14 protein-coding genes are annotated in these 13335 nt (G+C 67.9%); 7 read left to right on the forward strand and 7 right to left on the reverse strand.

Translation table 11 applies throughout. From position 1 onward, the window contains the following. Window positions 1-188: 188 nt before the first annotated feature. On the reverse strand, window positions 189-566 hold the full coding sequence (locus QP457_RS03040; RefSeq protein ID WP_205405329.1) for a DUF4124 domain-containing protein: 378 nt from the start codon (window positions 564-566) through the stop codon (window positions 189-191). A gap of 80 nt (window positions 567-646) precedes the next feature. On the opposite strand from QP457_RS03040, the gene pssA reads away from it, so the two are divergent. The 3 genes from pssA to rimI are packed head-to-tail and all read left to right on the forward strand — an operon-like array spanning window position 647 to window position 2438. Next, the gene (gene pssA, locus QP457_RS03045; RefSeq protein WP_099820368.1) at window positions 647-1426 is read left to right on the forward strand and encodes a CDP-diacylglycerol--serine O-phosphatidyltransferase; all 780 of its coding nucleotides are present in this window, start codon (window positions 647-649) and stop codon (window positions 1424-1426) included. Beyond that, the gene (locus QP457_RS03050) at window positions 1423-1944 is read left to right on the forward strand and encodes a hypothetical protein (RefSeq protein WP_205405328.1); all 522 of its coding nucleotides are present in this window, start codon (window positions 1423-1425) and stop codon (window positions 1942-1944) included. Before pssA ends, QP457_RS03050 begins: the two co-directional genes overlap by 4 nt. Then, window positions 1941-2438 carry a ribosomal protein S18-alanine N-acetyltransferase gene (rimI, locus tag QP457_RS03055; protein ID WP_180166708.1) on the forward strand — a complete coding sequence of 166 codons (498 nt, stop codon included), beginning with the start codon at window positions 1941-1943 and terminating at the stop codon, window positions 2436-2438. Before QP457_RS03050 ends, rimI begins: the two co-directional genes overlap by 4 nt. Window positions 2439-2496: 58 nt before the next feature. On the opposite strand, the gene QP457_RS03060 is transcribed toward rimI, so the two are convergent. The 5 genes from QP457_RS03060 to QP457_RS03080 all read right to left on the reverse strand — a co-directional run bounded on the left by QP457_RS03060 (window position 2497) and on the right by QP457_RS03080 (window position 8538). Beyond that, the gene (locus tag QP457_RS03060; RefSeq protein ID WP_205405327.1) at window positions 2497-3318 is read right to left on the reverse strand and encodes an EamA family transporter; all 822 of its coding nucleotides are present in this window, start codon (window positions 3316-3318) and stop codon (window positions 2497-2499) included. 129 nt (window positions 3319-3447) lie between these two features. Beyond that, window positions 3448-6291 (reverse strand): valine--tRNA ligase, encoded by a 2844-nt coding sequence (locus QP457_RS03065; RefSeq protein WP_180166710.1) that lies wholly within the window; start codon window positions 6289-6291, stop codon window positions 3448-3450. A 34-nt stretch (window positions 6292-6325) separates the two neighbouring features. After that, complete coding sequence (locus QP457_RS03070) at window positions 6326-6517, reverse strand: YqaE/Pmp3 family membrane protein (RefSeq protein ID WP_205405326.1); 192 nt, start codon at window positions 6515-6517, stop codon at window positions 6326-6328. Window positions 6518-6536: 19 nt separating this feature from the next. Continuing rightward, on the reverse strand, window positions 6537-6962 hold the full coding sequence (locus tag QP457_RS03075) for a DNA polymerase III subunit chi (RefSeq protein WP_025879359.1): 426 nt from the start codon (window positions 6960-6962) through the stop codon (window positions 6537-6539). A gap of 97 nt (window positions 6963-7059) precedes the next feature. Further along, window positions 7060-8538, reverse strand: a complete 1479-nt coding sequence (locus QP457_RS03080; RefSeq protein WP_205405325.1) for a leucyl aminopeptidase — start codon at window positions 8536-8538, stop codon at window positions 7060-7062. 104 nt (window positions 8539-8642) lie between these two features. Between QP457_RS03080 and lptF the strand changes: the two genes are divergently transcribed. Further along, complete coding sequence (lptF, locus tag QP457_RS03085; RefSeq protein WP_100551516.1) at window positions 8643-9725, forward strand: LPS export ABC transporter permease LptF; 1083 nt, start codon at window positions 8643-8645, stop codon at window positions 9723-9725. Next, a complete protein-coding gene (lptG, locus tag QP457_RS03090; protein ID WP_205405324.1) occupies window positions 9722-10828 on the forward strand; it encodes an LPS export ABC transporter permease LptG in 1107 nt (368 codons plus the stop codon). Before lptF ends, lptG begins: the two co-directional genes overlap by 4 nt. Before the next feature lie 82 nt (window positions 10829-10910). Here lptG and QP457_RS03095 read toward each other — a convergent pair whose 3' ends face one another. Beyond that, window positions 10911-11399, reverse strand: a complete 489-nt coding sequence (locus QP457_RS03095; protein ID WP_205405323.1) for an RDD family protein — start codon at window positions 11397-11399, stop codon at window positions 10911-10913. A 56-nt stretch (window positions 11400-11455) separates the two neighbouring features. On the opposite strand from QP457_RS03095, the gene xerD reads away from it, so the two are divergent. Continuing rightward, entirely contained in the window at window positions 11456-12433 is a 978-nt protein-coding gene (xerD, locus tag QP457_RS03100; RefSeq protein ID WP_205405322.1) for a site-specific tyrosine recombinase XerD, read from the forward strand. Between the two features lie 99 nt (window positions 12434-12532). Further along, entirely contained in the window at window positions 12533-13324 is a 792-nt protein-coding gene (locus tag QP457_RS03105; RefSeq protein WP_180166714.1) for a DsbC family protein, read from the forward strand. Window positions 13325-13335: the final 11 nt, after the last annotated feature.

The raw sequence follows: 13335 nt of genomic DNA on the forward strand, positions 1-13335 counted from the left end.
TCGAAGGCGGGGCGGTGTGGGTGTGCAGGACCGTTGGCGCCATGGATGGCGCCATCGAGCCCCCATGGATGGGTTTACGGCGTGTCCTGCACACCCACGCCTCCCCGCCATCCCCCAGGAAGCCGCCGTTGCAGTTGCTTCGGCCGTTGCCTCGGCGGGTGCCGGGCGCCGCCCGGCCGATCCCCCCTTCAACCCGCCGGTGGGCAGTACGCCTTGATTGCCGCCTCGGCCAGGCCCTTCTGCGCGCTGCGCTGTTCCGGGGTAAGCGCGGTATCGGCCTTGCCGTCGCCATCGGTGTCCTGCATCACCGGGCCGCTGCCCTCCAGCAGCGCCACGTTCGCGCGGGCGGTACTGCATTGTTCCGGTACCGGCGCGGCGGAAGGCTCCGGGGCCGCGTCCGTCGCCGGTGTCCTGGCCTGGGCTCGGGTCTCGTATTTGGCCCCGGCCGGCGGCGTTTCCGAATACTGGGTCACGCCCCTGGCGTCCTTCCACTTGTAGACGGGGCCTGCCAGCGCAGTGGTACTGGCCAACAGCAGCAGGTATCCCAGGCAGGACAGGGCACGCATGGCAAACTCCGCAGAATGGGCGTAGAACGCCGATTGCAGCATTGGCGCCGACCGCTGGCAAGTCGATTAAACTGGATTCCATGGACCCGATCACACCGCCGCCGCGCTCGCGCACGATTTACCTGCTGCCCAACCTGTTCACCACGGCTGGGCTGTTCTCTGGCTTCTACGCCATCATCGCCGCGGCCAACGGGGATTTCGTCAATGCCAGCATCGCCGTGTTCGTGGCGGCGGTGATGGATGGCCTCGATGGCCGTGTCGCGCGCCTGACCGGCACCAGCAGCGAGTTCGGCGTGCAGTACGACTCGCTGGCCGATCTGGTCAGCTTCGGCATGGCGCCGGCCCTGGTGATGTACCACTGGTCCCTGTCGGAACTGAAATACGACGGTGAGCTGGTCGGTCGCCTGGGCTGGGCGGTGGCGTTCCTGTACGCCGCCTGCGCGGCGCTGCGCCTGGCGCGCTTCAACACCCAGGTGGCCGTGGTCGACAAGCGCTGGTTCGTCGGCCTGGCCAGCCCGGCTGCCGCCGGCCTGATGATGTCCTTCGTCTGGGCCTTCGCCGATGGCACCCTGGGCTGGAACGGCAACGAGCTGCGCTTCGTGGCGCTGGCGGTGACCCTGGTCGCCGCACTGCTGATGGTCAGCCGCATCCGCTTCTGGAGCTTCAAGGGCGGCGCGGCCAAGGAGGGCGCACGTTCGGACCGCGTCCCGTTCCTGGTGCTGGCACTGGTGCCGATCGCCATCGCCATCGCGGTGATCGACCTGCCCCGCGTGTTGTTCGTCGTCGGCATCCTGTACGCGCTGTCAGGCCCGGTGATGTGGGGCGTGCAGCGCCTGCGCAAGAAGCCCGAGGCGGCGTGAGCCAGGACCTGCCCGTGTTGTGGTCCCCGGCCCAGCAGGCCTGGCTGCAGGCCATGGGCTACACCGTCTATCACGATGGCAAGTTGGCTGCCGAGATGGAGGCGGCGTTGCAGCTGAGCGTGGCCGAGGCGGCAGCATCGGCACCCGCGCCGGTCGCGCCGGTCGCGCCGACGCGCACGGCGCCACCATCGATGCAGCACGCACCCAGCCAGCGCGACGCGGCGCCGGAACCTCGGCCCGAGCGCGCGCCACCACGCACTGCCGTGCCGGTGGCGGCGCCGGATACCGTACCGGCGGCGGCCCGTCCGCTGCCCACCGGTAACGCGCGCCAGCCGCTGGTGCGCCTGCCTGATCGCCTGCAGATCGCGCTGTTGCGTGCCTCGGGCTGCAATCCCAACGACCCGGCCACACAGACGCTGATGGAAAGCTGGCCGCTGGAACAACTGCGTCGCGACCCCGCAGCCAAGCGCGCCTTGTGGCCGCAGCTGCGCGCACTGCGCAAGGGCGGAACCGCATGAGTGCGGTCAGCCAGCCCGGGCCGGTAGCGATGCGTGCACTGCGCGAGAGCGATCTCAACGCGGTGATGGCCATCGAAGTGCGTGGCTATCCCTATCCGTGGACCCGCGGCATTTTCCTGGATTGCCTGCGTGCCGGATATCCCGGCCTGGCGATGGAGCGCGATGGCCTGTTGATCGGCTATGGCGTGCTCAGCCTCGCTGCCGATGAAGCGCATGTGCTGAACATCTGCATCGATCCGCTGGTGCAGTCGCGTGGGCTCGGCCGTGAGCTGCTGCGTGCGCTGGTCCGCCTGGCCGCTGATCGAGGCGCGCAGCGAGTGTTCCTGGAAGTGCGTCCGTCCAATACGCCAGCCCTGGCGCTGTATCACAGCGAAGGCTTCAACGAGATCGGCCGGCGCCCTCGCTATTACCCTGCTGCGCAGGGGCGCGAAGATGCACTGGTGATGGCGATCGAACTGGTGGACGGCGAGCTGGAGACGATGCCGCCGCTGTAATCGGCGTCGCATGGCCGCTGCGCTCGCCGGGCATGGCCCGGCGCTACCGATGCGTTGTTTACGCCAGCCGCAGGGCCAACACGCCGGCCACGATCAACGCCGCCGCCAGCCAACGCGCGCGCGTCACCCGCTCGCGCAGCAGGAACACCGAGATCAGCAGCGCGAACAGGATCGACGATTCGCGCAGCGCCGACACCATGGCCACGGGCACCTGGGTCATCGCCCACAGCGCCATCGCATACGAGGCGGTGGTGCCGATGCCGCCGGCAACACCCAGCGGCCAGTGCTGGCGCGCATACGCCAGCAACTTGCCGCGCTGCCGATGCAGCGCCCACAGCGGCAACGGAATGCCCGACAGCAGGAACAGCCACAACGTGTAGCTCAGCGCATTGCCGGACAGCCGTGCGCCCTGCGCATCGACCAGCGTGTAGGTGGCGATCATCGCCGCCGTCAGCAACGGCAGCCGCAGCTGGCCACTGCGTGCGCCGCGGGCCATGCACAGGATGCCGCCACTCACCAGGATGACGCCGAGCCAGGCCGACGGCGGCAGGCGTTCGCCGAGCACGGCGCCGGCCAGCGCAACCAGGATCGGCGCGCAGCCGCGCATCATCGGATACGCCAGGCTCATGTCGACCTGCTGGTAGCAGCGTGCGACCAACGCGTAGTACGTCACCTGCAGCAGCACCGACGCGCCCAGCCACGGCCAGCTTTCCGCGGCAGGGAAGTGCAGCCACGGCAAGACGAGCGCAGACAACAGCGCGGCGCTGCCGGTGACCAGTACGGTGCCGAGGAATTTGTCCGGTCCGCGTTTGACGATCGCGTTCCAGCTGGCATGTAGTGCCGCGGCAGCGAGGACCAGCAGGAAGATGGAAAGTGGCATCGGGTGATGATGCCAAAACGCAGGGGTGGGTGCCGACCTTGGTCGGCACATCGTTCTGCAGGGCAGGTGCCAACCTTGGTTGGCACTTCACAGCGGTGCGGACCACGGTCCACACCCACCGGCGAGGCGTTACAGCTTCGCGCGCTGCTCGCGCAGGCCAGCCAGCTGGTTGTTCCAGTCGACCAGGCGCACGCGCTCCTGCTCGATCACCGCCGGCGGCACCTTGTCGGAGAACTTGGCCAGCTTGGTCTCGCTCTTTTCCTGCTCGCCTTCCACGCGCTTGATCTCTTTGTCCAGGCGCGCGCGCTCGGCATCGAGATCAACCAGGCCTTCCAGCGGTACCAGCAGCTTCAGCTCACCGACGATCGCGGCGGCTGCCGGCGGCGCACTCTGCGCGTCGGCCAGCCACTGGATGCTGTCCAGCTTCAGCAGGAACGACAGCGAGGCACTGAAGCGCTCGATGCGCACGCGGTCCTGGTTCTGTCCGGCATGTTCCTGGCCGGCCAGCAGGCGCAGCGGCACCAGCTTGGACGGGGCGACGTTCAGTTCGCTGCGCACGCGGCGCACGGCACTGATCACCGCCTTCAACCACTCAACGTCGGCCTCGGCCTGCGCATGATCGCCCTCGAACTCGGCGGCGGTCGGATACGGACGCAGCGACAGCGTGGTTTCGGCCAGGCCCAGGCGCGGGGCCAGCTGCTGCCACAGCTGTTCGGTGATGAACGGGGTCAGCGGGTGCAGCAGGCGCAGCAGCGCTTCCAGCACATACAACAGTGTGTGGCGGGTGCTGTCAGCGTCGGCGGCATCGGCGCCATTCAACGCCGGCTTGCTCAGCTCCAGGAACCAGTCGCAGAACGCGTTCCAGGCGAATTCGTACAGGCACTGCGCCAGCAGGTCGAAGCGATAGGCGGCGAAATGGCCCTGCGCTTCGGCGGTGGTAGCGGCCAGGCGCGAGAGGATCCAGCGCTCGGCATCGGTACGCGGCGTCGGCACGCCGGTGAACGCCGCACCTTCGGTGTTCATCAGGGTGAAGCGGCTGGCGTTCCACAGCTTGTTGCAGAAGTTCTTGTAGCCCTCGGCGCGGTTCATGTCGAACTTGATGTCGCGGCCATGGGTGGCCAGCGCGGCGATGGTGAAGCGCAGCGCATCGGCACCATGGGCGGCAATGCCGTCCGGGAATTCCTTGCGCGTGGCCTTTTCAATCTTCTCCACCATGCGCGGCTGCATCAGCCCACCGGTGCGCTTGGCCACCAGGTCATCGATGGTGATGCCGTCGATGATGTCCAGCGGATCGAGCACGTTGCCCTTGCTCTTGGACATCTTCTGGCCCTGGCCATCGCGGATCAGGCCGGTGAAGTAGACGTCCTTGAACGGCACCTTGCCGGTCAGGTTGTCGGTGGCCATGATCATGCGCGCCACCCAGAAGAAGATGATGTCGAAGCCGGTGATCAGCACCGACGACGGCAGGTAGCGGTCGAAACCGCGCTCGGCCATCGCCTGCTCGTTCGGCCAGCCCAGGGTGGAGAACGGCCACAGCTGCGAGGAGAACCAGGTCTCCAGCACGTCGCTTTCCTGGCTCAGCACCACGTCGCTGCCGAGATTGTTCTTCGCCCGCACTTCCTCTTCGCTGCGGCCGACGTAGCAGCTGCCGGTGGCGGCATCGAACCACGCCGGAATGCGGTGGCCCCACCACAGCTGGCGGCTGATGCACCAATCCTGGATGTTGGTCATCCAGTGGCGGTAGGTGTTGATCCAGTTCGGCGGCACGAAGGCGATAGAACCGTCTTCGACCAGCTCGAGGCCACGACGCGCCAGTTCGTCCATCTTCACGAACCACTGGTCGGTCAGGTACGGCTCGATCACCTGGCCGGTACGGTCGCCACGCGGCACCTGCAGCTTGTGCGCCTTGGTCTCGACCAGGATGCCCAGGTCTTCCAGTTCACCCAGCACGGCCTTGCGCGCGTCGTAACGGTCCAGCCCCTGGAAACGTTCCGGCGCGTTGTCGTTGATCGCCGCCACCGGGGTGAACAGGTTGATCATCGGCAGGCTGTGGCGCACACCCACCTGGTAATCGTTGAAGTCATGCGCCGGGGTGACCTTGACCACGCCGGTGCCGAACGCACGGTCGACGTAATCGTCGGCGATCACCGGCACGCGGCGGCCGGTCAGCGGCAGCACCACGTTCTTGCCGATCAGGTGCAGGTAACGCTCGTCTTCGGGGTGCACCATCACCGCGGTGTCGCCCAGCAGGGTTTCCGGGCGGGTGGTGGCGACCACCAGGTAATCGCGGGTTTCGCGCAGGGTTTCGACGCCGTCGGCATCACGCTCGACGTGCTCGTAGCTCAGGCCTTCATCCAGCTGGTAGGCGATCGACCACAGGAAACCGTCTTCCTCGGCGCTCTCCACTTCCAGGTCCGAAATCGCGGTCTTCAGCACCGGATCCCAGTTGACCAGGCGCTGGCCGCGGTAGATCAGGCCCTGTTCGTGCCAGCGCACGAAGGCTTCGATCACCGCTTCGGACGGCTGCGGGTCCATGGTGAAGGTGCTGCGCGACCAGTCGGCCGAGGTACCGAGGCGGCGCATCTGCCGTTCGATGATGTCGCCGGACTGCTGCTTCCACTCCCACACCTTGCCGATGAAGCCCTCGCGGCCCAGCGAATCGCGGGTCTCACCGTTGCCTTCCAGCGCCAGGTTGCGGCTGACCACCATCTCGGTGGCGATGCCGGCGTGGTCGGTACCGACCTGCCACAGCGTGTCGTAGCCGCGCATGCGGTGGTAGCGCACCAGCGCATCCATCAGGGTCTGCTGGAAGGCGTGGCCCATGTGCAGGGTGCCGGTCACGTTCGGCGGCGGCAGCAGGATGGTGTACGGCTCGCCCTTGCCGGACGGCTTGAAATGGCCGGCCTTCTCCCAGGCCTCGTAGAGGTCGGTCTCGAAGGACTTCGGGTCGTAGCTGGAGGCGAGTTGGGTCATGCGGGGGAACCAGTCATCAAGGCGGGAAGGGAGATCAGCGCGACCCGAGGGTGCGCCGGATCTTCTGGTCGGTGTGGTACTGGCTGACCGAATAGGCAGCCCAGATCGCGGCGGGCAGCCAGCCGATCAGGGTGATCTGCAGGATCAGGCAGACGATGCCGGCAAAGGGCCGGCTGATGGTGAAAAAGGACAGCCAGGGAAGAATCAGGGCGATCAGCAGGCGCATCAAGGGGTCCTCGCAGGGCTTACATGTCGTGCTTGTTCAGGTCGTAACCGGCGGTCTTGTACTGGCGCCAGCGCTCACGCAGCGGTTCGCGCGCTTCCGGATCGGCCGGCACCACTTCCAGCACGCGCTCGCACTGGCCAAGCCAGGGTTCGTCGCGCAGGTTGATCACCAGCGGCCGCACGGGCGCCTCGCCACCGGGCGGGGCGATCAGCACCAGCGCCTCTTCCTCGTCCACGTCCTCACCCACGATCTGGTGCGGAATGTAGGCATCGTCGTCGAACGACCAGAGAAGTTCGTCCAGTTCTTCGGCCTGGGCCTGGTCGCGGGCCAGCACCAGGGTGAACAACCCGGCGTCGTTGGCCTTGCGCGCCAGTTCGCAGACCAGGCGCAACGGCTCGGTCAGGAATCGGGGCTTGGCGATCAGGTAGAAGTCGGCGCGGGGCATGGCGGCATCCAAGTGAGGCAGGTGCCGATCCATGCCGGCTGACGGCTGGAGCGGCGAGGCCCCGGCCGGCGGTTGCCGGCCAGGGTCAGGTACAGCGTCAGGCGCGGGCGACCTGGTCCAGCAGCCACTGGCTCAGCAGGCCGACCGGACGGCCGGTGGCCATGCCGCGCTTGCCTTCATCGCTGGCCACGCCGGCGATGTCCAGGTGGGCCCAGCGCTGGCCTTCGGCGAAGCGCGACAGGAAGCAGCCGGCGGTGATGGCACCGGCCCAGCGGCCGCCGATGTTGTAGACGTCGGCGAAGCTGGAATCCAGCATCGGCTGGTACTCGTCCCACAGCGGCAGGCGCCAGGCGCGGTCGAAGACCTGCTCGCCGGCGGCCAGCAGCTCGTTGGCCAGGTCGTCGTGCTTGCTCATCAGGCCGGCGGTCTGGTGGCCGAGGGCGACCATGCAGGCACCGGTCAGGGTGGCCACGTCGACCAGCGCCTGCGGCTCGAAGCGCTGCGCGTAGGTCAGGGCGTCGCACAGGATCAGGCGGCCCTCGGCGTCGGTGTTGCCGACTTCGATGGTCTTGCCCGACATCGAGGTGATGACGTCGGACGGGCGGTAGGCATTGCCGTCGATGGCGTTTTCCACCGCCGGCACCACCACCACCAGGTTCAACGGCAGCTTGGCCTTGACCGCAGCGACGAAGGTGCCGATGACGTTGGCGCCACCGCACATGTCGTACTTCATCTCTTCGATGCCGCCCTGGGTCTTCAGGTTGACGCCGCCGGTATCGAAGGTGATGCCCTTGCCGACCAGCACGTAGGGCTTGGCGTCGCCGCCATTGCTCCACTTCAGCACCACCAGGCGCGGGCGGTTGGCCGAGCCACGGGCCACGGCCAGCAGCGAGCCCATGCCCAGCGCTTCCATCTGGGTCTCGTCGAGGATCTCGGCTTCGGCACCGTCATGCTCGCCGGCGAATTTCACGCCCACTTCAGCCAGATAGGCCGGGGTGCAGTAGTTCGGCGGCAGGTTGCCCAGCTCGCGGGCAAACTCGACACCGGCAGCGATGGCCTGGCCCTGGGCCAGGGCCTGCGCATCCTCACCGGCGATGGCCAGCTGGGCCAGGCCGGCATCGTCGGCCTTCTTCTTGCCCAGGGTGGCGGTGTAGCGGTAGGCCGCGTGGTCGGCAGCGATCACCGCCTGGCGGATCGCCCAGGCCGCGTCGCGGTCCTTCACCGTCACTTCGGACAGGGTGAACAGTGCGCTGCGCGCAGCGCCGGCCTTCAGCGCGCGCACAGCATCGCCGACTGCCTTCAGGTACTGCGGCACGCCGAAGCGGGCGGCATCGCCGAGGCCGACCACCAGCACGCGCGGGGCGGTCACGCCCGGCAGGTCGTGCAGCAGGGTGGTAGCGCCGGTCTTGCCGGACAGGTCGCCGCGCTGGGCCAGGGCGGCCAGGCGGCCACCGCTTGCAGCATCCAGTGCCTGCGCGGACGCAGTCAGGGTATGGTCGGCATAGGCGCCGACGACGAGGCAGTCAACGGCGGCCGAAGCCGCAGCGAGGTGGTTCAGGGTGAATTCGAGAGCCATTGAGCAGATTCCATTGGCAAGTCCGTACAATCGCGGACCGTTTACGCCCAGACGCTAGACTGGGCGGCACCGCGAACGAACCTGAGAGTTTAAACCACCGCCCCATGTTGAAGCTCGACCGCTATCTATTGGGCGATTTCGTCCAGAGTTTCCTGGCTACCCTGATCGTCCTGCTGGTGGTCAGCGTGGGCGGCGTGCTGGTGGACATCCTCGGCAACATCGCCGACGGGCGGCTGCCGGCCAAGCTGCTGTTCTCGCAGCTGGGCCTGCAGTTCATCGTCTACATGCCGCTGATCCTGCCGCTGGCACTGATGCTGGGCCTGCTGCTGGCCATCGCCCGCCTCTACCGCGACTCGGAAATGGCGGTCATCACCGCCATCGGTGTCGGCCCCAAACGCCTGCTCAAGCCCCTGCTGCTGCTGGTGCTGCCGGTGATCGCGGTGGTCGGCGCCTGTTCGTTGTGGCTGGGGCCCTGGGCCCAGCGCACCGCAGAACAGATGATCCAGGACGCCAACCGCAGCGTGCTGATGGCCGGCCTGGAGCCTGGCCGGTTCACCCCGCTGCCCAATGGCGGCGTGGTCTACGTCGCCTCGATCTCCCCCGATGGCAGCCAGCTGGGCCGGGTGTTCCTGCAGCGGCAGAAGGAGGATCGCCTTGAAGTGGTGTCCGCCGCCAGCGGTCGCATGTACTTCGAAGGCGCCCGCCAGCGCTTCCTGGAACTGGATGATGGCCACCAGCTGGAAGGGCCGGCGGCCGGCGCACTGGATTACCGTCTGGCGACCTTCGCCCGCAACGACGTGGCCCTGCCCGACGGCAGTGAGGCCCGCAAGAGTGATGATCCCGAACTGATGCCGACCACCGCGCTGTTCGGCGACAAGCGTCCCGAGGCGCAGGCACAGCTGCACCGCCGCCTGGCCCCGCCGCTGATCGCGCTGGCCTTCGCCCTGCTGACCGTGCCGCTGGGCCGCAGTTCGCCGCGCCAGCAGCGTTACGGCCGGATGATGCTGGCCCTGCTGGCCTACATGGTCGGCACCAACATGATGTTCATCGGCAGCGGCTGGATTGCCAACGGCCAGATTCCGTCGGCGCTTGGCCTGTGGTGGCTGACCCTGCCGCTGCTGGCACTGGCGATCTGGATGTACGCGCGTGACGGCCGCATGGCCCGCCCGAAGGGAGCCCGCGCATGATGCTGCGACCGATGCGTTTCGATCTGTACCTGGGCCGCGCGGTGCTGGGTACCGTGCTGCTGACCTGGGCGGTGCTGGTCGGCCTGGACGTGCTGATGGCCTTCTCCGGCGAGTTCAAGGACATCGGCAAGAACGGCTATTCGCTGGGCCATGCGGCAGCCTGGGTGCTGTACACCGTGCCGCGCCGGGCCTACACGATGTTCCCGACCGCAGCGGTGATCGGCGCGCTGATGGGCCTGGGTCAGCTGGCCGCGACCTCGGAGCTGACCGCGCTGCGCGCGCTGGGCCTGTCGCGCAAGCGCCTGAGCGTGTCGGTGGCGATCGCCCTGTCGTTGCTGACCGGGCTGATGGTGATCAGCGCCGAGACCCTGGGGCCGTGGGGCCAGAACCGCGCCGATTCGCTGAAGATGAGTGCCAAGTGGGGCACCGACATTGCGGTAGCGCGTTACTCCGGGCTGTGGGCGCGCGAGGGTGACACCTTCCTCAACGCACAGACGGGCGAAGAACAGCTGGTCGGCGACAAGGGCACCCGGCTGATTCTGCGTGACGTGCGCCTCTACAGGATCAACGAGGACGGGCGGGTGGGCACGCTGACCCATGCCGCCACCGCCGAGCATGACAAGGACGGCTGGGTGCTGACCGGCGTGCGCCGCGACACCTTCGGCGAGCGTTCGGCAACGCGCCAGGAAGTGGCCCGTGAGCCGTGGAATTCCAAGTTGGATGCCGGGGCGCTGGCCACCGGCATCGCCAAGCCGCGCAACCTCAGCGTGTCCGAACTGAGCACCAGCATCGCCTACCGCGAGCGCAACGGGCTGGATGCACGCGACTATGAGGATGTGTACTGGAGCCGCTGGTTCTATCCGTTGAATGTGCTGGCGCTGTGCCTGGCGGCGGTGCCGTTCGCGTTCGGTTCGCTGCGCAGTGGCGGCATGGGCAAGCGCCTGTTCCTGGGCATCCTGTTCGCGCTGGCGTTCTGGCTGCTGCAGCTGTTCTTCGGTCGCATGGCCGGCGCGCTGAAGTTCGACTACCGCATTGCCTACGCGCTGCCGCCGATCGTGATGCTGGCGGTGTCCGGATTGTTGTTCCGGCGCAAATCGGGCTGATTCCGGTGGCGCCGGGCCCTGCCCGGCGAAGGTGTGCGATATCCCACGTCCGCCGGGCCCTGCCCGGCGCTGCCAGCACAGGTCAGCGCTTCGGCATCCGCAGCAGCCGCGTGGCGCTCGCGCGGTCGTGCCAGGTCAGCCGCTGGCGATCCACCAGCGCCCACCAGAAGCCCACTCCGCCCAGCAGCAACGACAGCGTGGCCACCGCGAACCGCAGCCACAGCTGGCCGCGTCGCAACGGCGTGCCGTCGCGTGATTCCAGCTTCAAGCGCCACGGGCGCATGCCCAAGGTCTGCCCGCCGCGTCGCCAGCTGGCGGTCGCGTACCACCCGGTCATTGCCCAGCACACTGCCCACAGCAGCCATTGCCAGGCGCTGAAAGGCGCGATGTTGTCGCGCTGCGCATGGCCGCTGAAGGTATAGGCCAGGGTGAACACGGTGCCGGCCAGCATCCACAAGGCCAGCACCGGCAACGCGTCATAGATCATCGCCAGCAGGCGCCACAGCAGCAGCGCGCGCGGGCGGGGCGTATCAGCGGCGACGTGGGCCGCATCGGTGGCGGGGCTCGACATGTGCCGAGCATACGCAATGCTGGCCGTGCCCGCAGTCGGCCTCGTATCCTGCGTGCATGGCCGTCACTTCCACTCCCGCCGAACGTCGTCAGCTGGTCCAGCAACTGCCCGAGCTGCGCAGCGAGGACGGCCAGCGCATCCAGCGTTTCCTCGACGCGATCTGGGCCGAGCACGGCCTGGCCCGCGCCACCCTGGACAGCTACCGCCGCGACCTCGAAGGCCTGGCGCGCTGGTGTGATGGGCGCGACGGCGGTCTGGCCGGTGTTGAACGCGCCGGGCTGTTCGATTACCTGGCCTGGCGCACCCGCCACAACTGGTCGCCGCGCAGCAATGCGCGGCTGCTGTCGGCGCTGCGTGCGTTCTTCGCCGACGCCGTGCGCCGTGGCGAACGCAGTGAAGATCCCAGCGCACTGCTCGATCCGCCGAAGCTGCCACGGCTGCTGCCCAAGGCGCTGGCCGAAAGCCAGATCGATGCGCTGCTGGCGGCGCCGGATATCGACAGTCCGCTCGGCCTGCGCGACCGCGCCATGCTGGAACTGATGTATGCCGCCGGGCTGCGCGTGAGCGAGCTGGTGCTGTTGCCCGCCACGGCAGTGAATCTGCGCCAGGGCGTCCTGCGGGTGACCGGCAAGGGCAGCAAGGAGCGCCTGGTGCCGCTGGGCGAGGAGTCGCAGTACTGGCTGGAACGCTATCTGCAGCAGTCGCGACCGCAACTGGTGGGCAAGGGCAAGGTGCAGGCGCTGGCCGACGGGCAGACGCCCTTGTTCATCGAACCGGCGCTGCATGGCTTGACCCGCCAGGCGTTCTGGCACCTGGTCAAGCGTTATGCGGCGGTGGCCGGTATCGATCCGGCGCGGATCAGTCCGCATGGCCTGCGGCACAGTTTCGCCACCCACCTGCTGAACCGTGGCGCCGATCTGCGCGCGCTGCAGATGCTGTTGGGCCACAGCTCGCTGTCCACCACCCAGATCTACACGCTGGTCGCACGCGAACACCTGCAGAAACTGCACGCCCGCCATCATCCACGCGGCTGAGCCCACGGCTGAACCCTGCCGGGCCTGTGCGCGGCATCGCGGACCGCTCAGGATGGCTGTGTCAGAATCCGAAGTCTTCTTTCTGCTGCGGACTGCTCCATGCTCCGATTCGCCATCGCCGCCGTGTTCGGCGCGCTCAGCCTGAGTGCCTGCGCCCAGCCCGCCCCGCCCGCCGCAAAGGCGCCCGCCGCAGCGGCAGCCAAGGCCGGTCCTGCCGCCGCGGCCAATGGCCCGGCCGAGCAGGCCGTGCGCAAGGCACTGACCGAGCTCAACCCCGGCTTCCAGGTGGATTACATCGGCGCCGCGCCCTTCCCGGGCTTCCGTGAAGTGGTGGTCTCCGGCCAGCTGCTGTACGTCTCCGACGACGGCCGTTACCTGTTCCAGTCGCAGCCCTACGACACCCGCGCCAAGAGCCCGGCCAACAGCGAAGGCCTGCTGGGCTACCGTCGCGACCTGCTGGCCAAGGCCAATCATGGCGACCGCATCGTGTTTGCCGCGCCGAACGCGAAATACACCATCAGCGTGTTCACCGACATCGAGTGCGGCTACTGCCGCAAGCTGCACCAGGACATCGCCGAGCTCAACCGCAACGGCATCACCGTTGAATATCTGGCGTTCCCGCGCATGGGCCTGGGCAGCAAGGATTACACCGACATGATCTCGGTCTGGTGCGCGGCCGATCGTCGCCAGGCGCTGACCAATGCCAAGCGCGGTGGCACGGTGGCCGCGAAGAACTGCACCAACCCGGTGGCCATGCAGTACGCCTTGGGCCAGCAGCTGGGGGTGAACGGTACGCCGGCCATCTTCGCGCCGGATGGCACCCAGCTCGGCGGCTACCTGCCGCCGGCGCAGCTGCGTGCCGCGCTGGAGAAGCTGTCGGCCAAGCGCTGACCGCCGCTGAC

It is taken from the genome of Stenotrophomonas sp. As-7, assembly GCF_030291015.1.
In the GTDB taxonomy this organism is placed as follows: Bacteria; Pseudomonadota; Gammaproteobacteria; order Xanthomonadales; family Xanthomonadaceae; genus Stenotrophomonas; species Stenotrophomonas lactitubi.

What these genes read in the sequence shown, in the direction of transcription:
- QP457_RS03080 (WP_205405325.1), bottom strand. Translation starts at nt 8,538, where the DNA reads ATGGCTCTCGAATTCACCCTGAACCACCTCGCTGCGGCTTCGGCCGCC.
- QP457_RS03040 (WP_205405329.1), bottom strand. Translation starts at nt 566, where the DNA reads ATGCGTGCCCTGTCCTGCCTGGGATACCTGCTGCTGTTGGCCAGTACC.
- QP457_RS03105 (WP_180166714.1), top strand. Translation starts at nt 12,533, where the DNA reads ATGCTCCGATTCGCCATCGCCGCCGTGTTCGGCGCGCTCAGCCTGAGT.
- lptG (WP_205405324.1), top strand. Translation starts at nt 9,722, where the DNA reads ATGATGCTGCGACCGATGCGTTTCGATCTGTACCTGGGCCGCGCGGTG.
- pssA (WP_099820368.1), top strand. Translation starts at nt 647, where the DNA reads ATGGACCCGATCACACCGCCGCCGCGCTCGCGCACGATTTACCTGCTG.
- QP457_RS03070 (WP_205405326.1), bottom strand. Translation starts at nt 6,517, where the DNA reads ATGCGCCTGCTGATCGCCCTGATTCTTCCCTGGCTGTCCTTTTTCACC.
- xerD (WP_205405322.1), top strand. Translation starts at nt 11,456, where the DNA reads ATGGCCGTCACTTCCACTCCCGCCGAACGTCGTCAGCTGGTCCAGCAA.
- QP457_RS03095 (WP_205405323.1), bottom strand. Translation starts at nt 11,399, where the DNA reads ATGTCGAGCCCCGCCACCGATGCGGCCCACGTCGCCGCTGATACGCCC.
- QP457_RS03060 (WP_205405327.1), bottom strand. Translation starts at nt 3,318, where the DNA reads ATGCCACTTTCCATCTTCCTGCTGGTCCTCGCTGCCGCGGCACTACAT.
- lptF (WP_100551516.1), top strand. Translation starts at nt 8,643, where the DNA reads ATGTTGAAGCTCGACCGCTATCTATTGGGCGATTTCGTCCAGAGTTTC.
- QP457_RS03075 (WP_025879359.1), bottom strand. Translation starts at nt 6,962, where the DNA reads ATGCCCCGCGCCGACTTCTACCTGATCGCCAAGCCCCGATTCCTGACC.
- rimI (WP_180166708.1), top strand. Translation starts at nt 1,941, where the DNA reads ATGAGTGCGGTCAGCCAGCCCGGGCCGGTAGCGATGCGTGCACTGCGC.
- QP457_RS03065 (WP_180166710.1), bottom strand. Translation starts at nt 6,291, where the DNA reads ATGACCCAACTCGCCTCCAGCTACGACCCGAAGTCCTTCGAGACCGAC.